Source organism: Pseudoalteromonas sp. SCSIO_11900, from assembly GCF_000576475.1.
Classification (GTDB): Bacteria; Pseudomonadota; Gammaproteobacteria; order Enterobacterales; family Alteromonadaceae; genus Pseudoalteromonas; species Pseudoalteromonas tetraodonis.
Genome location: NZ_KK070023.1, coordinates 538,097 through 561,161 on the forward strand (window position 1 = coordinate 538,097; position 23,065 = coordinate 561,161).

At 40.5% G+C, this 23,065-nt stretch carries 25 protein-coding genes, 1 tRNA gene and 1 pseudogene; 14 read left to right on the forward strand and 13 right to left on the reverse strand.

Annotated features, from left to right (window positions below; all coding sequences use genetic code 11):
* Positions 1–8 precede the first annotated feature (8 nt).
* From BG00_RS02465 to tnpC, 6 genes and pseudogenes are all read right to left on the reverse strand, one after another.
* On the reverse strand, positions 9–1,508 hold the full coding sequence (locus BG00_RS02465; RefSeq protein ID WP_036980294.1) for an efflux RND transporter periplasmic adaptor subunit: 1,500 nt from the start codon (positions 1,506–1,508) through the stop codon (positions 9–11).
* Positions 1,498–2,823 (reverse strand): TolC family protein, encoded by a 1,326-nt coding sequence (locus tag BG00_RS02470; RefSeq protein WP_036980301.1) that lies wholly within the window; start codon positions 2,821–2,823, stop codon positions 1,498–1,500. The genes BG00_RS02465 and BG00_RS02470 overlap by 11 nt, the downstream gene beginning before the upstream one ends.
* 103 nt (positions 2,824–2,926) lie before the next feature.
* A complete protein-coding gene (locus BG00_RS02475) occupies positions 2,927–3,301 on the reverse strand; it encodes a hypothetical protein (protein WP_036980302.1) in 375 nt (124 codons plus the stop codon).
* A gap of 63 nt (positions 3,302–3,364) precedes the next feature.
* The gene (locus BG00_RS02480; protein ID WP_036980303.1) at positions 3,365–3,973 is read right to left on the reverse strand and encodes a paraquat-inducible protein A; all 609 of its coding nucleotides are present in this window, start codon (positions 3,971–3,973) and stop codon (positions 3,365–3,367) included.
* 53 nt (positions 3,974–4,026) lie between these two features.
* Positions 4,027–5,301, reverse strand: a complete 1,275-nt coding sequence (locus tag BG00_RS02485; protein ID WP_036980305.1) for an EAL and HDOD domain-containing protein — start codon at positions 5,299–5,301, stop codon at positions 4,027–4,029.
* 138 nt (positions 5,302–5,439) lie between these two features.
* Positions 5,440–6,270, reverse strand: a pseudogene (gene tnpC / locus BG00_RS17260) (IS66 family transposase); the annotation flags it as partial.
* A gap of 319 nt (positions 6,271–6,589) precedes the next feature.
* Between tnpC and BG00_RS02495 the strand changes: the two are divergent.
* Both BG00_RS02495 and BG00_RS02500 read left to right on the forward strand, forming a co-directional pair.
* A complete protein-coding gene (locus BG00_RS02495; protein ID WP_036980309.1) occupies positions 6,590–7,156 on the forward strand; it encodes a PhnA domain-containing protein in 567 nt (188 codons plus the stop codon).
* Positions 7,157–7,291: 135 nt separating this feature from the next.
* Positions 7,292–8,098: an META domain-containing protein gene (locus BG00_RS02500; protein ID WP_036980313.1), complete on the forward strand. Its 807-nt coding sequence runs from the start codon at positions 7,292–7,294 to the stop codon at positions 8,096–8,098.
* Between the two features lie 335 nt (positions 8,099–8,433).
* On the opposite strand, the gene BG00_RS02505 is transcribed toward BG00_RS02500, so the two are convergent.
* Positions 8,434–9,273, reverse strand: a complete 840-nt coding sequence (locus BG00_RS02505) for a 23S rRNA (adenine(2030)-N(6))-methyltransferase RlmJ (protein WP_036980316.1) — start codon at positions 9,271–9,273, stop codon at positions 8,434–8,436.
* 238 nt (positions 9,274–9,511) lie between these two features.
* Here BG00_RS02505 and BG00_RS02510 point away from each other — a divergent pair, with 238 nt between their 5' ends.
* The 10 genes from BG00_RS02510 (at position 9,512) to BG00_RS02555 (ending at position 17,401) form a co-directional block, all read left to right on the forward strand.
* Positions 9,512–9,742, forward strand: coding sequence for a hypothetical protein (locus tag BG00_RS02510; protein WP_008113449.1), 231 nt, complete (start codon positions 9,512–9,514; stop codon positions 9,740–9,742).
* Positions 9,742–10,047, forward strand: coding sequence for a cell division protein ZapA (locus BG00_RS02515; protein ID WP_013466007.1), 306 nt, complete (start codon positions 9,742–9,744; stop codon positions 10,045–10,047). Before BG00_RS02510 ends, BG00_RS02515 begins: the two co-directional genes overlap by 1 nt.
* 56 nt (positions 10,048–10,103) lie before the next feature.
* On the forward strand, positions 10,104–11,123 hold the full coding sequence (locus BG00_RS02520) for an MBL fold metallo-hydrolase (RefSeq protein ID WP_036980318.1): 1,020 nt from the start codon (positions 10,104–10,106) through the stop codon (positions 11,121–11,123).
* A gap of 56 nt (positions 11,124–11,179) precedes the next feature.
* Positions 11,180–12,628, forward strand: coding sequence for a transglycosylase SLT domain-containing protein (locus BG00_RS02525; protein WP_036980321.1), 1,449 nt, complete (start codon positions 11,180–11,182; stop codon positions 12,626–12,628).
* A gap of 65 nt (positions 12,629–12,693) precedes the next feature.
* The gene (locus BG00_RS02530) at positions 12,694–13,182 is read left to right on the forward strand and encodes an FKBP-type peptidyl-prolyl cis-trans isomerase (RefSeq protein WP_036980322.1); all 489 of its coding nucleotides are present in this window, start codon (positions 12,694–12,696) and stop codon (positions 13,180–13,182) included.
* A gap of 21 nt (positions 13,183–13,203) precedes the next feature.
* Complete coding sequence (locus tag BG00_RS02535) at positions 13,204–13,932, forward strand: SDR family NAD(P)-dependent oxidoreductase (RefSeq protein ID WP_013466010.1); 729 nt, start codon at positions 13,204–13,206, stop codon at positions 13,930–13,932.
* Complete coding sequence (locus BG00_RS02540) at positions 13,929–14,768, forward strand: amidohydrolase family protein (RefSeq protein ID WP_036980324.1); 840 nt, start codon at positions 13,929–13,931, stop codon at positions 14,766–14,768. The genes BG00_RS02535 and BG00_RS02540 overlap by 4 nt, the downstream gene beginning before the upstream one ends.
* Positions 14,769–14,816: 48 nt before the next feature.
* Positions 14,817–16,379: a S41 family peptidase gene (locus tag BG00_RS02545; protein WP_036980327.1), complete on the forward strand. Its 1,563-nt coding sequence runs from the start codon at positions 14,817–14,819 to the stop codon at positions 16,377–16,379.
* A gap of 3 nt (positions 16,380–16,382) precedes the next feature.
* The gene (locus tag BG00_RS02550; protein ID WP_036980330.1) at positions 16,383–16,760 is read left to right on the forward strand and encodes a hypothetical protein; all 378 of its coding nucleotides are present in this window, start codon (positions 16,383–16,385) and stop codon (positions 16,758–16,760) included.
* 137 nt (positions 16,761–16,897) lie between these two features.
* Complete coding sequence (locus BG00_RS02555) at positions 16,898–17,401, forward strand: hypothetical protein (protein WP_036980334.1); 504 nt, start codon at positions 16,898–16,900, stop codon at positions 17,399–17,401.
* 36 nt (positions 17,402–17,437) lie between these two features.
* Here the strand turns inward: BG00_RS02555 and BG00_RS02560 are convergent, their stop codons facing one another.
* The 4 genes from BG00_RS02560 to BG00_RS02575 form a co-directional block, all read right to left on the reverse strand.
* Complete coding sequence (locus BG00_RS02560; RefSeq protein WP_036980335.1) at positions 17,438–18,613, reverse strand: mandelate racemase/muconate lactonizing enzyme family protein; 1,176 nt, start codon at positions 18,611–18,613, stop codon at positions 17,438–17,440.
* Positions 18,614–18,640: 27 nt separating this feature from the next.
* Positions 18,641–19,408 carry a class II aldolase/adducin family protein gene (locus BG00_RS02565; RefSeq protein ID WP_036980336.1) on the reverse strand — a complete coding sequence of 256 codons (768 nt, stop codon included), beginning with the start codon at positions 19,406–19,408 and terminating at the stop codon, positions 18,641–18,643.
* 134 nt (positions 19,409–19,542) lie between these two features.
* Positions 19,543–19,866, reverse strand: a complete 324-nt coding sequence (locus BG00_RS02570) for a c-type cytochrome (RefSeq protein WP_036980337.1) — start codon at positions 19,864–19,866, stop codon at positions 19,543–19,545.
* A gap of 174 nt (positions 19,867–20,040) precedes the next feature.
* A complete protein-coding gene (locus BG00_RS02575; protein ID WP_036980338.1) occupies positions 20,041–20,580 on the reverse strand; it encodes a DUF2058 domain-containing protein in 540 nt (179 codons plus the stop codon).
* Between the two features lie 194 nt (positions 20,581–20,774).
* On the opposite strand from BG00_RS02575, the gene BG00_RS02580 reads away from it, so the two are divergent.
* Entirely contained in the window at positions 20,775–21,923 is a 1,149-nt protein-coding gene (locus BG00_RS02580) for an MFS transporter (protein WP_036980341.1), read from the forward strand.
* On the opposite strand, the gene BG00_RS02585 is transcribed toward BG00_RS02580, so the two are convergent.
* Both BG00_RS02585 and BG00_RS02590 read right to left on the reverse strand, forming a co-directional pair.
* Positions 21,890–22,390: a prolyl-tRNA synthetase associated domain-containing protein gene (locus BG00_RS02585; RefSeq protein WP_036980343.1), complete on the reverse strand. Its 501-nt coding sequence runs from the start codon at positions 22,388–22,390 to the stop codon at positions 21,890–21,892. The two genes, BG00_RS02580 and BG00_RS02585, sit on opposite strands and share 34 nt — an antisense overlap.
* A 1-nt stretch (position 22,391) precedes the next feature.
* Positions 22,392–22,778, reverse strand: a complete 387-nt coding sequence (locus BG00_RS02590) for a hypothetical protein (protein ID WP_036980346.1) — start codon at positions 22,776–22,778, stop codon at positions 22,392–22,394.
* 165 nt (positions 22,779–22,943) lie between these two features.
* On the opposite strand from BG00_RS02590, the gene BG00_RS02595 reads away from it, so the two are divergent.
* Positions 22,944–23,019, forward strand: a tRNA-Ala gene (locus BG00_RS02595).
* Positions 23,020–23,065: the final 46 nt, after the last annotated feature.

The window sequence follows — 23,065 nt, forward strand, 5'->3', positions numbered from 1 at the left end:
AACCACTCCTACTCGTGCTGACTGTGCATAGCATGCACAGAAGTCATTGTATGGATCACAAACTCACCTTGCTCAATACTAAAGGTAAATGTAACTTCATCATTTAGCTTAAACGCCTCAATGGTTACATTTTTTGCTAACACAAAGTCCATAGTTGCAGGTCCGCGCCCCCACTTTTCAATCGCCTCACGGCTAATATTCATAACTCGCGTGCTAGGGTCTATGCTATTAATCACTCCATTCACAGTAGCCATACTTGGGGCACTATCACTCATTGTCATTGTGCTGTGCGAAGGTGCTTGCATACGCTTAAAGTCAGAGCTTTTACTCGACTCTGAATCAATTAAAAACTGCGCAGAAGTAACCACTTCATCTTCAGCCAAAACACCCGATAAAATCTCAGTATGAGTCGCATCGCTTCGCCCTAAGGTTACTTCAACCGATTTAAAACGCCCCTCACCAAGCGCAATTACAATGCGGTTTTGGCTACCAGTGCGAATAACCGCCTCTTTAGGCACAATTAACTGCTTTTCAGCTTTTTGGCTATGAATACTCACTTGCGCAAACATATTTGGTTTTAACTGATGACCTTGGTTATTAAAGCGCAAACGCACTCGTAAAGTACGATTTTTAGCATCTAAAGTAGGGTAAATATAATCCACTTGCCCTTGCCAACGTTGACCACTTAAATAATCGAGTGTCATGGTTACCGGTAAGCCAACACGGATCAGCTCAGCTTGGCGTTCAAATACCTCAGCCTCAACCCACACTTCATCAAGCTGAGCAATACTCATCATTGATGTATCTGGTTTAACGTAAAACCCTTCACGAATATTAAGCTCATCAACAACGCCACCTTGGCGAGAATAAAAAGTAATATTTTGTAGCACTTGCTGACTTTTTTGTAAGCGTGAAATAAAACCCTCAGACACATTAAGCGATTTTAAACGTGCTTTAGCCGCACGAATTAACACCGGATTATTGCGCTTTAACGCTAAAACAAACTCTTCTTGGGCATTGACTAATTGCGGTGAATACAAGGTATAAAGTGGCTCATCTTGTTTAACCTGATCGCCCGCGGCCTTCACATACAATGTCTCTACCCAGCCCTCTACCCGCGGGTGAATATGAATGAGCTGATCTTGGTTATATTGTACATAGCCTACCGTGTTGACTTCATTTTCCAGCACTGCAAACTCCACCGGTGCCGTGCGTACACCTAAGTTATTAATCACGGTAGGTGAAATTTTAACACTGCCGGGGCCTTCATTTTCACCACTGTCTGACTCTTCATAAACAGGCACTAAATCCATACCCATAGGTGATAAACCCGGTTCATCACGACGATAATTACTGTCCATTGGTGCCACCCAATAAAGCGGCTCTTTTTTACTACTGGTTTTGTTATCGCTTGGCATAGTGTGCTCAGCTGGCAAGCTCAATAACACCCCGGCCGTCAGCGCTGCACTGCATATAGCCACCAATGACAATTTTAAATTAGTATTCATAGGTTAGCTCCTGCTGTGTTAAGTTCTTTAAGCTGGCGTCATCAGCACTGGCGTAATAATTTAACCGTGCAATAATAATTTTTTGATCAACGTGAATATTAAGTGCGTCTATTTTGGCATTTAATTCGCTGATCCGCGCTTGCATCACATCCGAAAAATTACCATCATCGCGGGTAAAAGCATTAAGGGTCGCTTGGGATTGCTCGGCCATTTGCGGCAATAATTTAGTTTTATAGAGCGCTGCTCGCTGACTTAATCGTGTTAGTTGGCTGACTTCCTTAAAATACATTCCTTGTAGCTTTTTAAGGGCAATTAATTTTTGAGTTTTTGCCTCTTCGCTATCAGCAATCGCGGCATTAACGAGTTGATCTTGGCGATTGTCGGTAAATAGCGGTAAATCGATACTCACTCCCACAGAGAAAAGGTCTGCTCGCGAGCCCCCCATTGGCATATCATCACGATAACCATATCCCATATTCACACCAATTTGCGGTTTATAGCCTTGCTCAGCCACACTGATTTGAGTTTGCTTTGCCTCTATTGCATTATCAATCGCCATAATAGCGGGGTGCTTTAATAGCAATGCCATTAATTGCTGAAACTCTAACTCCGTGTAGTTTTTTAACGCTGAAACCTGTGAAAAGTCCTCACCAACAGGCTGGCTTAGCATGTCGATGGGCAACCATTGTGTTAACCGCTTTTTAGCACCTTGAAGCTGTTGATCAAGTTGCATTAGTTTATCTTCAAGGCGGGTTAGCTCTAATTGCGCACGAATAATATCTTGTTGGCGTGTTTTACCCACTGAGCTTACATAACTTGATTCGGTAATATCGATTAGCTGAGTAAACAAGGCTTTGTCCTGCTCAATAAGTGCAATAGTTCGCTGCGCTCTGAACGCATTGAGCCATGACTCGGTCACTGTGGTTTTTACCTGCGCGAGCCTATCTTTACGAATCCAAGGCTCTGCCGCAGCCGACTGAGACAGTGCTTTTTGCTGCAATGCTAAACTATCGCCTCGGCTTAACGATTGGCTAATTCCTACTTTAAATTGGGTCATATTCTCTTGATCAAAAGCAAAACCATTAGTGGGTAAGTTCATTAACCCTAGCGTGAGTACAGGATCAGGTAAGGTACCTGCGGCAATACTTTTTGCTTCAATTGATGTTTGTTTTTGTTTGCTGGCTTTAAGCCAAGGCTCATGGTTTAAGGCATAGTTAATTGCCTCATTTAAACTCAGTTCAGCACTGTGTACAGAGAGACTAATGCTCAATAAGCTGCTCACAAAAACAGCTTTTAATACTGCGAAGTGATTCATCACTTGCTCCACTTAAAATTCAAAAATAAAAAACGATTAATTTTTTAAGCAGATAGATGACAAAAAGCTAAATGACTAGATTTTAAACACACCTATCCTGCGGTTATGCAGGCATAGGAGGGCGATAAAGAGATCGTGCAAAATTAGGTTTGCGCTGCATGACAGCAAGGTGCACTTTTTCAGGGGGTAATTTGGAAGCTATAAATAGCGAGTTTACATGCAAGGCCGAATGCGAATTACAAGCACTCATCGGGCAACTGCAATCTTGGGTTAACGTGCTTTGCTCACTACAGCAATCCATAGACATGGTTGTTGTATCAGTGTCGTCACTCATCGCCATTTCACTATGCTGCATCGATGCATGGGTTGCCATGTTCATATGCGGCACATCACATACCATAGATACAGACGCAACGGCTTGACCCACAAAAGTGAGTAGCAAAGTTAGCGTGAGTAAAATACAGTAAATACGTTGCAATGAATTAACCTAATAATAAATAGACATTTAAAGTTTATGGTAACTGCGTTTAAAACTCAATAATTAACTGGTTTTTACCACTGGCTTTATCAAGCTACTAGCCGCAATAGCGAACAGGCAATAGCCGGTAAAATACCAAAAACCAGTACCAAACTCAGCATGCACATTTAGTAAGTCTTCTGAGTTCGCGTTTGCATTACCAGCCATGTAAGCCACGATTAATGCAATAACAAACACATCCACCATACTCCATTTACTTAAGCCAATTATCACTTTACCAAGCTTGTACTTAAATGAAGTCTCCTTCAGTGCACAATAAAACAATTGAAGCAGCAGCTTAATTGTTGGGATCACTATTGAAAAAAACGCCACTAATATCGCCACTAAGTAGTTTTTGTTATCGGCCAGTTCGTTGACGGTGCCCCAAATACTGCGCGTTTTTTGATAAGCGCTGATCTCGCCTTCAAGTTTGTCTAATCCCAACATACTCGAGATCATCATTAGCATATTGCGGGTGTTTTGATTTCCTTCATCTGCCAGCATTTCAATACCGGCTTGAGCAAGTTTAGATTTATCAATTTTGCCTTCCATACTCAGCACTGGCTGAGTCACCCCGGGGATTAATAAAGCTAAGGCTATTAAAATAGTCGTGATAGGTAAAAATAAACGCATGCTGTTGTACTAAGTAAAATCAATATGTGCCAATCATACCCAAACGCTTTGCGTTAGTCTTGTTCAATAATGGTGGCTAATAACTCATCCGCATACTGGCGTGCATCCAACATGGCGCTAAATACGGTCTCAATATTCGAGGCTGGGCGAATAGTTTCTAACAACTTTTTAGCCATTTGCCAGTTATCTTCTTCTACCGCTTTGACTAAATGCAATGAATTACCCATCATGCCTTCAAAACTTAATAATGCACCAGATAATTCAGCCCCTAAACTAAACTCTTTGGCAATAGCTTCCAGTTCCATATCTAAAATAGCATCAAGCACCGACATCAAGCCGACTAAATAACCTTGCTCTGCAATGACTTTTCCGCCAGGCTCTAAAATTATTTGCATAAACTGCGCTCGACATAAGCCTAAACGAGTAAGTTCACTAGGCTTGTCTGAGCCAAGTTCGCTCAGCACCAGTACTCGTACAAACTTTCTAATAGAATCTTCCCCTAAATACACAACCGCTTGTGGAATTGACGTAATCACTAAATTTTTATTAGCAGAGCGAGCATTAACTAGTTTGAGAACACGTGCGGTTAAACCCACATCTTTAGAAATACGTTGATTAATTTCGTTAAAATCCAAGTCAGGACGAGATGTGCAGCGCAATAAATCAAAAACCGCCATTTTTAACGGCTCAACATTACCGTAACTGAGCATTTCTGGCTGTGCAAAAAAGAATCCTTGAAAGTAATCGCATCCAGCCTCTTTAAGCTGCCTAAATTCGTCATAGGTTTCAATTCGCTCTACCACTATTTTAACCTCAGGGTGATTGCGTTTGAGCTTTTTAAGTAGCATGGTGGTTTTTATTATAGGCTCTTCTACTTCAAGCTTTATATAATCAACCAAATTGAGCAAAGGTTGCCATTTTTTATGCGCGTCATAATCATCTAACGCAAATACATACCCTGCTTTTTTTAGCTCAGTTACTCGTTGAGTAACAAGCTCGATATTTTCAGTACGCTCAACAATTTCAATTACAGTATTTTCAGGCTGCAATAATGTAGGTAAATCCTCTAAAAGCCCTTCGCTAGATAGGTTTATAAACACGGTCTGATTAAGCGCCAGCTTTTCCACCCCAACCAGCATTAACGCATTAAAAAAAAGTCGCCCAGTGGCCTGCCCGTCGGTTGTTCCCGCAGGAAAGGCATTATTAACTGAATCGCGATAAAGTAACTCAAAGGCAAAAATGCTTCTATCAGCATGAAAAATGGGTTGCCTAGCAATATATTGAGTGACCAAAATAGATGAATTTTTTACGTCTGGATTATTTGGCATTACCCTTCCTGTTTTGCAGTGATGTAAACGTTATTTTATTGTTATACCTAACCAGTATAGTGAAACTTTAAAGACTTGCTGCAATTTTAATTCGAATATAAAACAAGCAACTAAGCCTAAAATAAAAAGCTTTTGTAACTATTCAGCCTCATCTGAAATGAATATATCAGGCAGCTGATTTTTGAATAATAACTCAAGGGCTAGGCTTGCAGATACATATTGTTTTCTGCAAGTCGATAAATAGCTTCTCAGCAAGCAGAACATTTCAGCTCCTTGCCTACTTCTAAAACACCCCGGTATTTTTTGATGAACCTTGGTCATCCTAATATCATTCTCGCCTTGGTTGTTGGTAAATGGCACGCCAGTGCTCATCATGAAACGTAAAACATCATCTTGATAATCTCTTAGTCGTTCCAATAATGCGCGGGATTGGGTTCGCTTTAATCGGCCTCGCTGACCTTTCACTCGGCTACTTTTATCTGGTGGTGGACATTTAACGTCACCTTGAAGCAATATTTTTTGATATTGATCACGATATTTCTGTTTAGCCCCTTTATCTAGGTCGGGATTATCTATTTGAGCTTTATTCATTTCTTTAAGTAAGGTTTGCATATCCTTCGCTCATTGCATGCCGTCTTGCTCCCAAGCCCTTCCTAATTCTCGGATGTGGTGAGCATTACATAATGCATGTTGGCATTGGGTATATTGATAATATGGCTTCCAATGGTCATGGCATAGCACACCGGTAAAGTGCGGTAAAATACCGCCCTCATCCATCGCTATTTTTCCTCTTTTTTCATGAGGATAAAAATAAGTCCACCAAGTCGTTGATGCACCATGAAGCCATCGCCGTTTACCGCCAATATTAATGCCAGTCTCATCAACATGCAAAGTTTGATGCGGGTTTTGTAATGCCGCTTTGATGATACCTTCTGCGCCCGATGACTTTACCAGTGCCGCTGCTTGTTTTATTTTCTTGTAACTGAGTTTTAGTTTGCTCAACTATTTCAGTGATATTTATGCGGTTTAAATTCATTAAAGCTAGAGCGATAGGGTAATCGCTCTAGCTTGGCATATTGGCAGGATCAGCCAATAGTTAAAAAAGATCCTTAGAAAATAGTTTGTCTTAGTGAAGAGTTACAATTTATATTTATAAAATAAAAACCTTTATTAACCTTATTTTTTATAAGGTTTTGCTGCTATCAGCCGCTCTGAGCATACCCAAAGGTTATGGTTATAAGGTATAATGTGTTTATAAATTTTTTATAAACTCTCAAGAGCCCCTAATATGAGCATTGAACAAGCCTTAATAGAGCGTAGCAACAACCAATGTGAACTCTGCGCAGCAACAGATAACTTAACTGTATACGAAGTACCTCCAGTTACCGAAGCTCATTCAGATAAATGCATTTACACCTGTCAAACATGTAAAGATCAAATTGAGGGCACCCGCGATTTAACTCCTACTCATTGGCATTGTTTAAATGACAGCATGTGGAGCCAAACACCGGCGGTACAAGTTGTTGCTTATCGCATGCTGATACGACTAGCAGCCGATAATGGCTGGGCACAAGACGCACTTGATATGATTTACCTTGAAGAAGACACATTAACATGGGCTCAGCAAGCGCTTGCTGAAGATGATGATATTAAACACATTGATAGTAATGGCGTAGTGCTACAAGCTGGCGATACCGTCACCTTAATAAAAGACTTAGATGTGAAAGGTAGCAGCTTAACGGCAAAGCGCGGTACTGCTGTGCGCAATATTGGCTTAACCAGCAACCCAGAACATATTGAAGGGCGTGTTGATGGACAACGTATTGTAATTTTAACTAAATACGTTAAAAAATAAGTAACGAATCAAGGCGCCTAGCGTCTTTTTTTATATCTCAACTTTCTGTATTGGCTGTATTTACAAGTTAAGCGATGATTAAGTAACTTAGCCGTATGCTATTGTTTATATCCGTAATTATATCTAGGAACTGTTATGTTCTCACCAAAGCCAAACGCAATCTTAAAGTCGGTTGCAGGCCTATGTTTTTTAGCAAGTGGCACTCTTATGCTTAGCGCATGTAACGATGACACCACACAGCAAAATAGCGCTGTGAAACAAACAACAGCCTTTCTACCAGTACAAGTTAGCTACCTAGATCGCAGCCTATTAGCGCCTAATTCACAGCTAACTGTTACCTTGGTTGATGTGTCAAAAATGGATGTAGCAGCAACCGTTATTTCTGAGCAGGTAATTGATTTAGTAGGCGCACCTCCGTATAAAGTAGAGCTTGAATACAACCTTGAAAAAATTGATCCAGCCCATCGCTACAGCGTGCGCGCAACCATTAATAATCAAGGAAACTTACTATACACCAGCACAACAAGTAACTCGCCTTTTGCTAATACGGCCTCATCAGAGCCTTTAGAAATTATTGTTTCAAAAGTAGCGCCAAAGCCAGACGTTGACTTAGTGAATACCTACTTCAAAGCCGTTTCAATCGACGGCAATCCCGTTGAAGTGAATACTAAAGAGCCATTTATTCAATTTAATAGTGACAACACTGTGCACGGTTTTTTAGGGTGCAATAACTTTAATGGCGGTTATGAAGTATCGAAGCAAACGGTTACTTTTACGCAGTTAGCTACCACGCAAAAAATGTGTCATGAAAATATGGAACAAGAAAGCGCCATGGGGGGTGTGTTGCAAGCAGCAACGCAATGGCAAATTAACGGTGAAAAATTAGTATTACAAAATGAGGCAGGCAAGCAACTTGCAACCTTTAACGCTGTTTACTTTTAACTAAGCGTAACAATACTCCGCATCTAAGCAGATCACTATAAAGCCCAGTTAAACTAGGGTCTGTTGATCTTTCAAGGTTAAATTTTCAGCAGTCTGTTTGGTATTTAGGCAAGGCAGAGCCTATGTGGTGTGGTTATTCCCCATAAATAGGCGATAACGCAGCATCAATGCCAAACAGGCGCTGCCCGAAGGGTTCTGCCTAAGGGCGATTTACTCTTTGTTGCTCGGTTTTTACTTAGCCCACTAGGTTACAAACCTCGCGCCGCGATTAAACCGCCCCTAGTTTGAACAAATTTTAATCCGCAAAGGTCAACAGACCCTAGGCTTATTTATTTTTATTCGGCAACTAACTGCTCGCTGCGATAAAAGCCACTTGGCTTACTCAACAAGCTTACTAGTTCAGGTAGCACGTCATCCATTGCTTGTTTTAATTTCCAGGGTGGATTTATCACTATCATTCCAGAGGCAGTCATACCATGTACATCAGTATCGGCTTCGGTACCTAATTCAAATAATTGAATATTTCTAATTCCCGCGTCAATTAAACCCTGCTCCATATTATCAATACGTTCTCTGTCCACAACCGGATACCAGATCATGTAAGTCCCTGTTGCAAAGCGTTGATGCGCTTTAACAATGGTTTGTACTACCGTATTGTAATCGTCTTTTATTTCATAAGGTGGGTCTATTAACACACAGGCTCTGCGCGAAGCTGGCGGTAACAAACCAATTAAGCCTGCAAATCCATTTTCGCCGCGTACACGAATAGAGCGCTTACCTTGCATGTTTTCTTCAAGTAAGACTAAATCTCGCGGATGCAGCTCAAAAAACCAGCCCTTATCTTGACGGCGTAAAAAGTGCTCGGCTATTTTTGGTGAGCCTGGGTAAAACGCCAGCGATGCGCTCTCATTAAATGATTTTATTAGCTCAATGTAGTCATTTAAGGCACTGTGTTGGCTAGTATGTTGCCACAGTTTTTCAATGCCATCTTGGTACTCTTGGGTTTTTTGCGCGTCAGGTGCAGCAAGCTCAAAAAAACCAGCCCCCGAATGCGTATCAATATAGTCAAGCGGCTTATCTTTAATTGTTTGATAACCCAGTACTTGCGCTAACACTAAATGTTTAAGTACATCAGCAGGGTTACCCGCATGAAAGGAGTGTCTGTAACTAAGCATTATTTATTTTCACCATACGCTATTTAATAAAATCAGTGAACCATAAGCACACTACTTTGACAGTCGATACCAGCAAAAGCGGGGGTTTACGTGAACCGCTTCTGAATGAAAAAGCCAATAACGTGAATTATCCCTTAACATAGAATAAAAATCACCTAAAACCAGCGTAAATGCTGGCAAATAAACACACTTTGCTTTACATTTGCATGACATTAATTACAGTTATATGAGCGCATTTATGAACAACAACACTCTTCAACAACTCGAACAACTGATCGACCAACTAATTACCCGTAATAATCAGTTACAAACTGATATTACAGAGCTTAAAGAGCAAAACAGCAAGCTACTTGATGAAAATGAGTTATTGCAGTTAGAAGCCCTTGAAAATGAAGAAAAACAAAAAGATGCAAGTACCACCTTGTCATCATTGTTAGATAAATTACAAAGCGCGCAACAGGCAAGCTAATGTCTGAGCTGCAAAACCAGCGAGTCACTGTTGAATTGCTTGGTAAAGAGCAGCAATTTGCTTGTCCTGCGGGGCAAGAAGAGGCACTAAAAGCGGCCGCCAAAAATCTGAATGATTTAGTTGAACAAATGAAACAACGTTCAACAGTCAGAAACGATCAAAAAGCATTACTTATGGCTGCCTTAAATTTAAGCCACGAATTGCTTGAAGCGAAAACTCAAAAATCAGTTGAGCTTGAATATCAAGATCAACTGATTGATAAATTGAGTCAGTACTTAAGCTCAAACTCTGAGCACACTAAATAAAAGCGCATTTTGCGCTTTTATTGTTTTTACCGTCAAAAATACAGCTAGAAATAAAGATGCAACCATTTTTAAGTAAAACTCAAAAAATAGGTAAGTGCTTACTGCCTTTAATTTGCTTGCTTATGCAAACAAAAAGCGAGGCAGCAATTGAGTGGCAACCGTTGTCAGCTAATATTCAATTTCTTAAGCAACCTGAAAGACTTCGTTTTTACGATTCTAACCAAGTATTAATTGAAGGCAGTGAATGTGCATTACTCGTTGATGCCAGTGGTAACTTTGCAGTGGTAGAACAACTGGTAACCGAGCTAAAACAACGTCTAAAGACGCCTTTGTGTTATTTAGTTGCAACCCACTTTCATGACGATCACTTACTGGGGATGGCGGTTATGCAGCATTACTTCCCAGACGCAAAACTTATTACTCATCAACAAGTCGCTAACGACTTTTCGCTTTACCAGCAAGCCTTAACAGACAAGCTAGAGGGATTCGAGAAAAGCATTGAGCTGAGCTATCAACGATTAGCCACCTTACCCGATGCTGAGCAAGTTCAATGGCGAGAAAAGCTTACCCGCGCTAAAAAGCGCTTATTTCGCTGGCAAGACTATCAATTAACACCACCAAAAATGAGTATTAGTGAATCTAAAACGTTAGATTTAGGTGGCTATACACTCACTATAAACCCGCATCAGGCACATACCAATGGCGATCTAACACTACTTGCCGACAAAAGTAAAACCTTAATTGGTGGTGATATCATCGATTGGTTACCTTACCCTGGGCATGGCGAGCTTAAGCAATGGCAACGCTTATTAAAAAAATATATAAATAATAATACGCTGTCACTTTTTATTCCTGGACATGGCGATTTAGTCGATAAAGTTAAACTAAAACAGTCACTCACGTTTTTAGAAGCAATTACGGAGCATGTTAAAAACAACCCTGAAGCCAGTATTGAGCAATTACAAAAAAACTTCCCTAGCGAGGCACTAAAACCCTATCAACAAGAACCTCTTGATATAAAATCAAGTCACTTATTTTTGCAATCGGGATTACTTCGCGCTAAAAACAGTCAATAACTGAACACAATGGATTGTGTTAAAATATGGAAATATATTTTTTAAAAAGGAACAAAATGCGTCACTTGATCTTATGCTTTGCCATTGTATTGCTATGCAGCTGTAAAACCACTCAGCCAGAGATCATTGCGCCTGCAGTTCCCACACCTGTAGAGTCAAAACCGGCATTATCAAATACGCCGACCTCTAAAAACACTCACAAAGTCATTAATAAAAAAGCCACAGCCAAAGCCCCTGAAATAGCTCAACCCACAGAGTTATGGGCACATATTGCTGATAACTTACATTTACCGGTTGAGCAAAATCAGGCGTTAAAAAAACGCATTAACTGGTATTTAAAACAGCCTAATTATTTAAAAATAGTGTCTCGACGTGCAGCGCCTTTTTTATACCATATTGTAAAAAAAGTTGAGCAAAAGCGCTTGCCGATGGAGCTCGCCTTGTTACCATTTGTAGAAAGTGGCTTTAGACCTACCGCACGCTCAAGCGAGCACGCTGTGGGAGTGTGGCAACTCGTTGCAGCAACCGCGCATCATTTTGGGGTTAAATCAGATCAATGGTATGACGGACGCCAGGATGTATTAGCCTCAACCGATGCGGCACTTGATTATTTAAGCTATTTACATAAACGTTTTGATGGTAATTGGCTACATGCACTTGCGGCCTATAATACCGGTGAAGGCCGAGTTAAGCGCGCTATAAAACGCAATCAAAAACGAGGTAAATCAACTGACTTTTGGGCACTAACACTGCCAAAAGAAACCGCAGACTATGTACCAAAACTATTAGCACTGAGCTATTTAGTGAAACACCCTAAGGCAAAATTTAAACGGCCAAAGCTTCCTTATAAAGCACTGACTACTTCGCTAAATGTGGCAAAACAGTTTGATTTTTCAGTTATGGCCAAGCTCTCTGGCATAGGCGCCAAACAACTGCATGCCCTTAATCGGGGTTATTTAAAAAATCAAAGCTCTCCCCATGGACCGCACACTCTGTTATTACCTATAGAGCAACAAGCTTTATTAAAAAACCGCTTTTTTAAAGCCAATTTTGCAGGCGAATACATCGTTAAGAAAAATGACACGCTGTACGGTATTGCTAGGCATTTTGGCTTGCCTTTAGAAGTATTAAAACAGCTCAATAATAAGCAAAATAACTTTATTGGCGTTGGCGAAAAGCTTATTTTAGGGGAGCCGCAAACTTTGCCTAAGTCGCTCACTATTAACTATAAAATAAGCCCTTATCTAGAACAAAAAGAGCAAATCATTCCAACCATCGAGGTAGATTACCACGTAAAACCCGGTGATAACCTTTGGAATATAAGTCAGTTATACGGCGTTGCTCATAGCGATTTAGCGCGTTGGAATAAATTATCTGCCTCAAGCGTATTAAAACCTGGGACTCAGTTGGTTTTATTTATACCTCAAGCCGCGACACCTAAAACTACACCGGCGAAAAAAGACCTGTTACTCGACTTACAAAATACATTAAATCATCCACGTTAAGTTTCTAAAGCGCAGTATTTCGCGTAAAATTGCCTTTAATTAATTTAAAACTCAAAGAGACAAGCATGCAAATCTGTAAAAATTCGGCCGTTGAATTTCATTACACCCTAAGCGAAGCGGGTGAACAAATCGAAAGCAGCCTAAACGACGCGCCATTAAGTTATATTCACGGCAGCAAAGGCATGCTTCCAGGTTTAGAAACCGCACTTGAAGGTAAAGCCGCTGGTGATAAATTTAGCGTTACGTTATCTCCAAGTGAATCATACGGTGAGCGTGTTGATGACTTAATTCAGCGCATTCCGCTTAAGCACCTTCAAGGTGATGTAAAAGTATGGAAACCAGGCATGACTGCTATGGTGCAATCAAACCAAGGTCGCCACCAAGTAACCATTGTAAAAGTAGGCCGCTTTAATGCTGATTGTGATTTAAACCACCCATTTGCTGGTAAAACGCTGACTTTTGATGTTGAGGTTGTCTCAGTTCGAGAAGCAACAAACGAAGAGATTTCTCACGGCCATGTTCATGCTGAAGGTGGTTGCGGCCACGCACATTAATTGCTAATTAAAGGAACAAGTATGTCAAAAGTTGCAATAGTAACCGGTGGCTCTAAAGGCATTGGCTTTGCTGTGGTTCAGCGATTATTAACGAGCGGCTATCAGGTTCATAACCTAGATATTGAACCCAGTGAGAGTGGTGTTTTTCATCAATGTGATGTTAGTAATGTAACCGCCGTACGCCAGTGTATACAGGCTATTATTGAAAAAACACAACGCATTGATGTACTTGTTTCAAATGCTGGCAAGCACCTAAGTGCCACAATTGAGCAAACCGATGAAGCGACATTCGATGCGTTAATGGCACTGAATGTTAAAGGTGCGTACGCGGCTATACAAAGCGTATTACCAGCCATGAAAGCACAGCAAGATGGCGCTATTGTGTTAATTGCCTCAGATCAGGCCATTATTGGCAAACAAAACTCATTTGCTTATAACCTGACTAAACATGCACTGGCTTCGATGGCTAAAACCACCGCCTTAGATTACGCAAGCTTTAATATTCGCACTAATGCCGTGTGTCCTGGCACCATAGAAACACCGTTATTTCATAATGCGATTGATGCATACTGCAAAAAAAGTGGCGCAAATAAGGCAGATATTGTTGCCGAAGAAGCTGCTTTACAACCACTTAATCGTTTAGGCCAAGCCGATGAAGTTGCAGCACTGGTAAACTTTTTAGTAAGTCCAGAAGCCAGCTTTATTACCGGCAGTTTGCAACGCATTGATGGCGGTTACACAGCGCAATGAGTACTAAAATTATTGACCCGCATGTGCATTTTTTTAATTTGCTGGAGGGTCAATACACCTGGCTGCAAGGTGCTAACCCACCCGCTTGGCCTAACTTAGATAAAATAAAACAACCGATTAGCGTTGCTGAACTAATCAAAAGTACGGACTTTGAACTCGTTGGTTTAGTGCATATAGAAGCTGGCTTTGATAATGAGCAACCTATTAATGAATTAAACTGGTTAGCAAAGCATATAAAAAGGCTACCTTACAAAGCGATTAGCTTTGCAACAATTAACCAGCCAAATAACGCATTTAAACTAGCACTTAAATATCTAAAACATTCATCCCTTATCGGCATTAGAGATATCACTGAAGGTCATGATGCCACGCGCTTATTGAGCCCTCATTGTCTCGATAACCTGCGCCACTTGAGCCACTTAAAACTGCATTTTGAAGCGCAATTTGAAATAGAAAACCTCAACATCACCGAGCAACTTATTTCTTATGCCAACCAAGTTAGTGACTTACAAATCATCATTAATCACGCAGGGCTTGCACACAACCTTGCTAACTGGCAACGCGCCATTGAATTACTCGCACAACAGTCTAATGTTGCGATGAAGTTTTCAGGCTTTGAATTACTCATGCTTAATAGCGAGCAGCAAAGGCAGTGTTTAACACATATTTTAAAGCATTTTGGTATGCAAAGAGTGATGTTTGCCAGCAACTTCCCCGTGTGTCAAATTAACATTAACTACAATGAGTTATGGCAACATTATCGAAGCCTATGTAGCGATGATCTTACATGGCAACATTTGAGTTACAAAAATGCTGCGCGCCTCTATCAACTCTAAATAAAAACCGCTATATTTAGCTCAACAGTTTAAAAAACGAGCATGCGTATGGCCATTCTTAACTCATCTTCTTTTAAATACACATTACTCTCTTTATCGCTAGCCGCTTTATTAACAGGTTGTGGCGGTGGGGGCAGCGACAATGCGACCAATCCAACAACTAATAACGGTGGCTGGACTTCTGGTGTTTTTGCTAGCTCAGGGCAATTTAAAGGTCAATGCCAAGCAATTAATGAAAAAAACTGGCTACGCTCTTGGAGTAACGAAACCTACTTATGGTACGACGAAATTATTGATACTAATCCGGCATTAACGTCAGGCGTCATTGATTACTTTAATACTTTAAAAACGGAGCAATTGACTGAGTCGGGTGCGAAAAAAGATAACTTTCACTTTAGTTTGCCAACCGATGAGTGGCAAAGACAAAATCAATCAGGCCTAAGCTTTGGTTATGGCTTTAATATAAAAATAATCGCTGGTAGTGCGCCGCGCCAAGCAATTGTTAGCTATACCGAGCCAAATACCCCTGCTAGTAATCAAAATATTATTAGGGGCTTTGAGCTTTTAGAAGTTGATGGTGTTGATTTTATTAACACGACCTCATCAAGCGAGGTAGCTATTATTAACGCAGGTTTATTCCCAGAACAAACAGGTAAAGTTACCGAATTTGTATTTAGGGATATCAGCACTAATGAAAATCGCATTGTTACGCTCACATCTCAAAATATCGAGTCGCAACCAGTAATGAACGTACGTACTGATTTAGCAAACGGCGATGTGGGTTACTTTCAATTTAATAGCCACAACGCGATAGCCGAAACGCAGCTTTACAACGCCTTTAACCAACTCGCTGCCAGCAGCATTAAAGATTTAGTCATTGATGTGCGCTATAACGGCGGTGGTTTGTTACAAATGGCCAGCCAAGTAGGCTATATGGTGGCAGGTGACAATACCCAAGGCAAAATATTTGAACGCACTATTTTTAACGATAAATACCCCAATACCAACCCTATCACAGGGCAAACACTGACCCCCATGCCCTTTACAAATCGTTTTGTCGGGTTTGAAAATAACCCTGCAATAGCTGCAGGCACCCCATTACCAACGTTAAATTTAGATCGGGTATTTGTACTCACCACCAGCAGTACCTGCTCAGCCAGTGAGGCTATAATTAACGGGCTGCGCGGAGCCGATGTTGAAATCATTCAGATAGGGGCTGGCACCTGTGGTAAACCGTATGGCTTTTACCCAACCGATAACTGCGACACTACTTATTTTACCATTCAATTTACTGGCGAAAATAATAAAGGTTTTGGTGAATATTCAGATGGCTTTGCACCGCAAAATACCATTGATAATGCGCGCCAGCCCGTACTTATTGCAGGCTGTGCTGTTGCCGATGACTTTAGCAAACGCTTAGGTGATGCAAGTGAAGGCTTACTTAATACCGCACTTAGTTATAGAGCAACCGGCAGTTGCCCAGCCCCAAGCTCAATAAATAGTGTTCTCGGTTTTGCGCCCACTATCGCCACCGATATGCCTGAAGTAAAAGACGCGCGAATTCAGACTGTACTAAAACAGAATATTATTCTTAGCGATAACATGAGATAAGCAATGAAGATTTTATTAGCAATAACTGCAATTTCGCTATTTTTAAGTGGGTGCTTAGCACAAAGCTCAGAGCCCACACCTAAATTGCAACATGCGTTACTAATTGAGCCTAATAGCGCTAAAGTAGCCGACGCAATTGCGCAGCTGCTGCATAGCTCGCAGGTTCAATTAGCAGACGATGTTTTTGTCACCTCAAGTACAGTTACCCTTGAGCAACTTAATCATAAAGATCCTCAGGGCAACCCTATTATGGGCAAGCAACTTAATATGCCAGATCAATTTGAGCTCGTGACTAAGGGAGAGCGCTGTTTTGTTCGCCACCTTGATAGCAAAGCAACCATTGAACTAAAACAAGTACTTTGTAAAATAAACAAAAATTAGATGCTAGGAAGATTATAAAAACAATATTAAGATTCTAAGCTAACTAAATTAAACATATTTTCACTAATTTTAAGCCACAGGTTAACTGGCATATGTGGTAAAACTAATAATATAGATACACTTATAAAGGAAGTAAAGTGATAAAAAACAACGGTATGGTATCATTTATTTGCTTATTACTAATTATGGTAGGCTCCATAATTAGTAATTGGTTCAAAGCAATTGAACTATCAAATGTAGTATCGTGCTTTTCTCTAGTAATTGCAGCTCTTGCGTTTCTAAATGCCAAGAAAACTAGGGCTGATATTGAGAAATATAAAGTAATCGAGTTAAAAAGAGAAATAACTAAGAGTTTTGCTCAAATAATTAGCTCATGGAATGATGCGAAAATAATCATTGAACAATCTGAAATCACTAAAAAAGAATATAAAAATTTCATTTATCAGGCCAAGAAAACAGCTGAAGCTGCCTTCAAAGAATTTAAAATTGAACAAGAGAATTATACTTTGGAGAAAATGGTAGAGCGTGTTATTGATATTGATTACATGCAAATTCAAATGGAAAACGATATAAAGAGAATGAAAATACACGCAGATAAACTTGCTTCTTTAGAATTATTGAATAGAGACGAAATCGTTTGAGCTCGCCTCTCGTAGCTAGAAGCCCGTAGTAACCATTTATTTTATTTCTACACGTTGTGAGCGCATTACAATTTCATCGTTAAGCTCAATCCCAAGACCTGGTTCTTCAGATACTTCAAAAAAGCCATTTTTAGGTTGTGGATCTTGTAAGCATAGCTCTCTATTCCACTTTTTAATCGCGTAAGTATGATGCTCGTGAATTAAAAAGTTAGGGATCGCTGTTTCTAAGTGCAATGATGCCGCCGTTGCAACCGGCCCACCACATACGTGTGCCTGAATACGCACATCAAAAATATCAGCGTAATCACATACTTTTTTAGTTTCAGTAAAGCCACCACATAAGCCGATATCTGGCTGTAGTACATCAATACTTTGATCTTCTAAATAAGGACGTACACCCCAGCGGTTATACAAGCGCTCGCCGCCTGCAATAGGCACAGCCACTTTGTCAGCCACTTTTGCATGTAATGAATGGTTAAGGTAATTCACCGGCTCTTCAAAATACATACAGTCAAATTCTTCTGCAATTTCACCAATTTGAATTGCCGATGTCGCCCCTGGTAAGCTATGACATTCAAAAATAATATCTACTTCGTCACCCACGGCTTCACGAATAGCCTGCATACGAGCGCGGTATAGTTTCATTTCTGGACGAGAAATAATATTTGTGCGGTCGTAATAGGTGTTGCCGTCTTTATCGTATTGAATTGGATCGACCTTTACCGCATCGTAACCTTCCGCCACCGCTTTTAGTGCCGCTTCTGCATATTCTTGTGGCTGTACCAGCGCTTTAAATTCACTGTCCCAGTCAAACTGCAGCTGTGATGCATAAGTACGCAACTTGTCGTTAACTTTACCGCCAAGCAACTGATAAACCGGTAAACCCAATGCTTTACCTTTTATATCCCAAAGCGCCGTATCAATCGCACTCATTGCTGCGTAAACCACCGGCCCACCACCTAAACCCCAAAAACTTTCACGTAACATGCGCGACCATAGTTTTTCAGTTTGAAACGGGTCATGGCCAATTAAAAAGGCATCGGCCATTTCTTTGATCATCGCAGCAGCGGCACTGTGGCCTAAATCGTACGCAAGACCTGCTTCACCCACACCGCTAATACCTTCATCGGTATGAATTCGAACAAATACCGGCGTCCATGCAGGACGCTCAGGACAATGAATGTCAAAGACTTCAACGCGATTTACTTTCATAAAAAATTCCTTATTAACCTTTATCGGTTATTTTGCAAAACTTGGGTCAAGACGATACGCTTTTCGTAACATGGCAGGCCATGCTAGCTGCCCCCCAGTACTGCCGCTGTGAACAACGTTCGCTTGATTATAAATGTTATCAATAATAGCTTGTGGTACTGCAATCGCTTCTTGTGCACTTGATTGAATAGCTAACTGTATTTCACAGGCACGTTGAAGGTCATAAAAGCGCATAAACGCATCACCTACTGTTGGCCCTACCGTTAAGCCGCCATGATTCACCAATAGCATATGGTTGGTGCTACCTAAATCTGTTTGCAGGCGTTTACGCTCATCATCATTCACCGCTAGGCCTTCATAACCATGGTATGACAGAGAGGGTAATGAAAACATCGAATACTGACTTAACGGTAACAGCCCTTCTTTTTGTGTTGCAACTGCAATGGTTTCTTTAGTGTGTAGGTGTATTACGCAATGGGCATCCTCGCGTACTTCATGAATGGCACTGTGAATGGTGAACCCCGCAGGGTTAATATCAAATGGAGTATCGTCAATAATGCGGCCATTTAAATCAACTTTAACTAAGTTAGATGCAGTGATCTCATCAAACGTTAAACCGAACGCGTTTACTAAATAATGATCCGTACCTGGTAGGCGAGCAGAAAGGTGCGTATAGATTAAATCCCCCCAACGAAAATGGTCAACTAATCGATAACATGCGGCTAAATCAACACGTAGTTGCCACTCTTGTTCTGATACTTTATTTTTTAAATCGAGCTGGGGTAAATCAAACATAACAAGCCTTTTTAAACACAGCATAGCGCTAGTAATTGTAGATGTTTAGAAGTCTAAATGAGTATTCGCATGATGGCAATCACCAAATAAAAAAGCCACACAAAGGTGTGGCTCTTTTAAGGTCTCGTTAGCGATTATTGTACTTTTGATAGGTAATCGGCAATCGCTTCAAACTCTTCATCAGTCACAGTCGCAACCATTGCTTTCATCGCCATAGACATACCGTTGTTACGAGCGCCTGACTTAATGTCTTTCATTTGCGCTACTAAATACTCTTTGTTTTGACCATTTAGCTTAGGGTACATCGCCATAATAGGTGCTTTACCATCTGCACCATGACATGTTTGACAGTTTTTAGCGGTGTAAAGTGCAGCGCCATCAGCAGCGGCGGCTGAAAATGAAAAACTTGCGGCTAAACCAATACCCGCGCCTAATAAAAGTGTTTTTATCTTGCTCATTGTATTTACTCTTCTTTTTTACGGTTAAAAAAAACGGTTGTGATAATTGTAGTCAATAAATCTTTAAAAAGCATACGTCCTTGATAAGGTTTGACGATCAATCAGAACAAATACGTGTATCCCTCATAAAACAAATATTAGCTTGCCTTAGCTGAGCAGATACTTAATAACACCTTACCAAATAAGATCGTCTGGTACTTCAAAATCAGCGTACGGATCGTCTTCGTCCTTGGCTTTGTTCTCAGGTTCAACATGAAACACAATATACTTTTCATCAACCTCAGCCACTTTGCGTGCAGGCTCGTCTTCTAATACGTAAAACTGGCCTTCTAATACACAAATTGCTAAACGCCCGCCCGAGAGCGCCTTTTGCGTTTGCTCATTCACATCAAGACCCTTTACTTTATTTTCATAAGTAAAGTTAAAGGTACGCTCACCACGAATTGACTCTTGATTGTGATGCTCTAAGATTTGCTTAACACGGGCTACCTGCTCACGTTGCTTTAATTCTTCTTGGCGCGTTTTGTTAAGCTCTTCGGCCTTTTGCTGCTGCTCAAGCTTGGTTTGCTGAATATGCTTTTGCAAATCATTTGGGTTGCTTGTCGCTCCCTTCTTTTGCTTTTTCTGTTGCTTGCGCTTTTCTGATTTAGCAACTTTGGCTTTATGTGATGTTGTTAAACCAGCTTGGAGCAATTGCTCTTGTAGTGACCCCATGGCGTGTTCCCACTAAAAACGAATATTAATGCTATTTTAATCACCAACGAGCGTAAATAACAGCGCTATTGGTATTAATCTAACAAACTACTGAAAACAAAGCATGATTTAGCGCAATAAAGGTTAATTTATGAAAACCCTAGCAGTTTTGTATATAATGCGACTCAACTAATAAGCAATGTTAACGGCAGTCAATGCGCTTATCTCACTTACTCCTTTGTTCTGTTTTTATTTTTTTTGTCTTATACGCACCACAGCCATTATTAAGTTTATTTGCCACCGAATTTAATGTAGCGCCTGCCATTGCAGGCAGCTTAATGACTGCCACTATGCTGCCTTTAGCCATTGCCCCTTTGGTGTATGGGTTGTTTCTAGCCAAGCGAAACCCATTATTAATTTTACGCATCGCAATGTTCTTACTCGGTGTCGGCTGCTTATTATTTATTTATGCCCCTAGTTTTGAGCTACTGTTACTTGTTCGGTTTTTACAAGGGCTAATTTTACCTGCCGCTTTAACCGCTATGACCAGTTATATTGGTATGAGTTATCAAGCCGATACATTACAAAAAAATATGACGCTATATATTGGTAGTACGATTGTCGGTGGTTATTTTGGCCGAGTATTGGCTGCGCTCTTTAGCGACTTGTGGTCATGGCAGAGTTTTTATTACCTAATAGCAGCCATGCTGATTATTCTAGCGTTAAGTATTCCCCATAAACGTTTTAATCTCGTTAAATCAACCGAGGTTTTATCGCCATTAGATTATATAAAACAACTTAAAGAGGGCTCTGCACTTAAGCTCTATGGTGCCATTTTTTGTATGTTTTTTTGCTTTGCAGCATTATTAAACTACTTGCCTTTTATTTTAAAAAATACCTTTTTAATTAATAACACGCGCGACATTGGCTTTGTTTATAGTGGTTATTTGGTGGGTGCTTTGGCTTCTATTTTCACTCCTTGGCTATTAAAAAAAATGACTTCAGCCTGGCGATTGTTGGCCGCGGTATTCGTGTTTTATAACCTCAGTATTGTATTATTAATGAGTCATTCACTGTTGTTGTTTTTAATTGCATTCACACTCTTTTGTGGCGCTATGTTTGTAATTCATTCCACAGCGGCACCACTGGTTAATAAAATCAGTCACGCACCGCCAAGCGTTACCAACGGATGCTATGTATCATTTTATTACAGCGGCGGCGCACTGGGCTCGTTATTACCTGGGGTGGTTTATCAAGCTCATGGACAAACGGCGTTTATGACAACATTACTCGCTGTGTGTTTGTGTGGACTGGGGCTTATTTTGTGGGCTCAGCGCGATGGCAAAAACATCACCCGCGGCTGATGCTCAGTAAAGTCAAAAAAACGCAGTAAATCAGGCTTAGTTAATAACCATGTTTGGGTATTTTCAAACGGGTGGCAATGAAATAAATCGCCAAACCAAATATCTTGGTCAAGCCAAAGCGTTACATCTCGTTGCTTATCGTTAATTAAGCTGAGCATTGACACACAACCAGGTGCAACCTTTAAGTACTTAGCCAAGCGCTCATTAGAGGCAAACCCTAAGCGCGATAGGCCTTGCTGTTTAGACAACGATTTTAAATCGAGTTGTTTATCATGCGCGGTGATCACTAAAAAATGGCGCTTACCTTCGTTATCTCGCAAAAATAGATTTTTTAAGCGTGTTCCAGGGCGATTCACCATCAGCTCGTCGGCATCTAAGCTGCCATATAGCGCTGGATGTTCTATTACGTCATATTCTATATTTAGTTGGGCTAACACCGCCGCTAATTTTTGTTTATCCGCTAACATACTACAAACAACGCCCTCTTAATTGCACACTTAAATCACGCCATAGTACTTCGTTTATTTCATGCTTACCTGCACAATAGTTACGCTGTGCTAGTTCTTTATTAAGAAACTCTACCGCTTGATCTTCTAATTGTAATTTTAAAACACTCGACTCTTCAAAATGCTCTTGCTCAGCAAAACGCTGAACATCACTGCGGGTTAGTTTTTTATTGATATTAATTTGCCCACGACTTTTAGCCTTTACAGAAACCACATAAGCAAAAAGCTTGTTACCTTGCCCATCAAGGGTGTCATAAAATTGTTTATTATTAATTTCGTAGGGCGGTTCATCTACTGAACTGGCACAACCAAAAAGGAAAATCATGAAAACTAACGCGTATTTTTTCATTATGTATTGTCGTTTTAGTAAATATTGAGCTCGAGTTTAACAAAAATTAGTTAAAACGGAAAAATTTGTGAAAAAATACTTGACCAAAATCGTAAAAATATTTAAAGTTCACCCCGCTTGAGACTCAGCACTTAAGCATTTACATTATATGTAAATTAGGAATGTGGGGCTATAGCTCAGCTGGGAGAGCGCCTGCCTTGCACGCAGGAGGTCAGCAGTTCGATCCTGCTTAGCTCCACCACTTTCCTACTCTCTCCTTTAAGTAATTTCCTTGTTTTATATTCTAA

Coding starts and splice junctions, on each gene's coding strand:
- BG00_RS02570 (WP_036980337.1), bottom strand. CDS start 19,866: ATGAGCAAGATAAAAACACTTTTATTAGGCGCGGGTATTGGTTTAGCC.
- BG00_RS02585 (WP_036980343.1), bottom strand. CDS start 22,390: ATGTTAGCGGATAAACAAAAATTAGCGGCGGTGTTAGCCCAACTAAAT.
- BG00_RS02520 (WP_036980318.1), top strand. CDS start 10,104: ATGCAACCATTTTTAAGTAAAACTCAAAAAATAGGTAAGTGCTTACTG.
- BG00_RS02545 (WP_036980327.1), top strand. CDS start 14,817: ATGGCCATTCTTAACTCATCTTCTTTTAAATACACATTACTCTCTTTA.
- BG00_RS02495 (WP_036980309.1), top strand. CDS start 6,590: ATGAGCATTGAACAAGCCTTAATAGAGCGTAGCAACAACCAATGTGAA.
- BG00_RS02465 (WP_036980294.1), bottom strand. CDS start 1,508: ATGAATACTAATTTAAAATTGTCATTGGTGGCTATATGCAGTGCAGCG.
- BG00_RS02480 (WP_036980303.1), bottom strand. CDS start 3,973: ATGCGTTTATTTTTACCTATCACGACTATTTTAATAGCCTTAGCTTTA.
- BG00_RS02535 (WP_013466010.1), top strand. CDS start 13,204: ATGTCAAAAGTTGCAATAGTAACCGGTGGCTCTAAAGGCATTGGCTTT.
- BG00_RS02580 (WP_036980341.1), top strand. CDS start 20,775: ATGCGCTTATCTCACTTACTCCTTTGTTCTGTTTTTATTTTTTTTGTC.
- BG00_RS02485 (WP_036980305.1), bottom strand. CDS start 5,301: ATGCCAAATAATCCAGACGTAAAAAATTCATCTATTTTGGTCACTCAA.
- BG00_RS02590 (WP_036980346.1), bottom strand. CDS start 22,778: ATGAAAAAATACGCGTTAGTTTTCATGATTTTCCTTTTTGGTTGTGCC.
- BG00_RS02560 (WP_036980335.1), bottom strand. CDS start 18,613: ATGAAAGTAAATCGCGTTGAAGTCTTTGACATTCATTGTCCTGAGCGT.
- BG00_RS02550 (WP_036980330.1), top strand. CDS start 16,383: ATGAAGATTTTATTAGCAATAACTGCAATTTCGCTATTTTTAAGTGGG.
- BG00_RS02525 (WP_036980321.1), top strand. CDS start 11,180: ATGCGTCACTTGATCTTATGCTTTGCCATTGTATTGCTATGCAGCTGT.
- BG00_RS02575 (WP_036980338.1), bottom strand. CDS start 20,580: ATGGGGTCACTACAAGAGCAATTGCTCCAAGCTGGTTTAACAACATCA.
- BG00_RS02470 (WP_036980301.1), bottom strand. CDS start 2,823: ATGAATCACTTCGCAGTATTAAAAGCTGTTTTTGTGAGCAGCTTATTG.
- BG00_RS02540 (WP_036980324.1), top strand. CDS start 13,929: ATGAGTACTAAAATTATTGACCCGCATGTGCATTTTTTTAATTTGCTG.
- BG00_RS02565 (WP_036980336.1), bottom strand. CDS start 19,408: ATGTTTGATTTACCCCAGCTCGATTTAAAAAATAAAGTATCAGAACAA.
- BG00_RS02500 (WP_036980313.1), top strand. CDS start 7,292: ATGTTCTCACCAAAGCCAAACGCAATCTTAAAGTCGGTTGCAGGCCTA.
- BG00_RS02505 (WP_036980316.1), bottom strand. CDS start 9,273: ATGCTTAGTTACAGACACTCCTTTCATGCGGGTAACCCTGCTGATGTA.
- BG00_RS02510 (WP_008113449.1), top strand. CDS start 9,512: ATGAACAACAACACTCTTCAACAACTCGAACAACTGATCGACCAACTA.
- BG00_RS02515 (WP_013466007.1), top strand. CDS start 9,742: ATGTCTGAGCTGCAAAACCAGCGAGTCACTGTTGAATTGCTTGGTAAA.
- BG00_RS02530 (WP_036980322.1), top strand. CDS start 12,694: ATGCAAATCTGTAAAAATTCGGCCGTTGAATTTCATTACACCCTAAGC.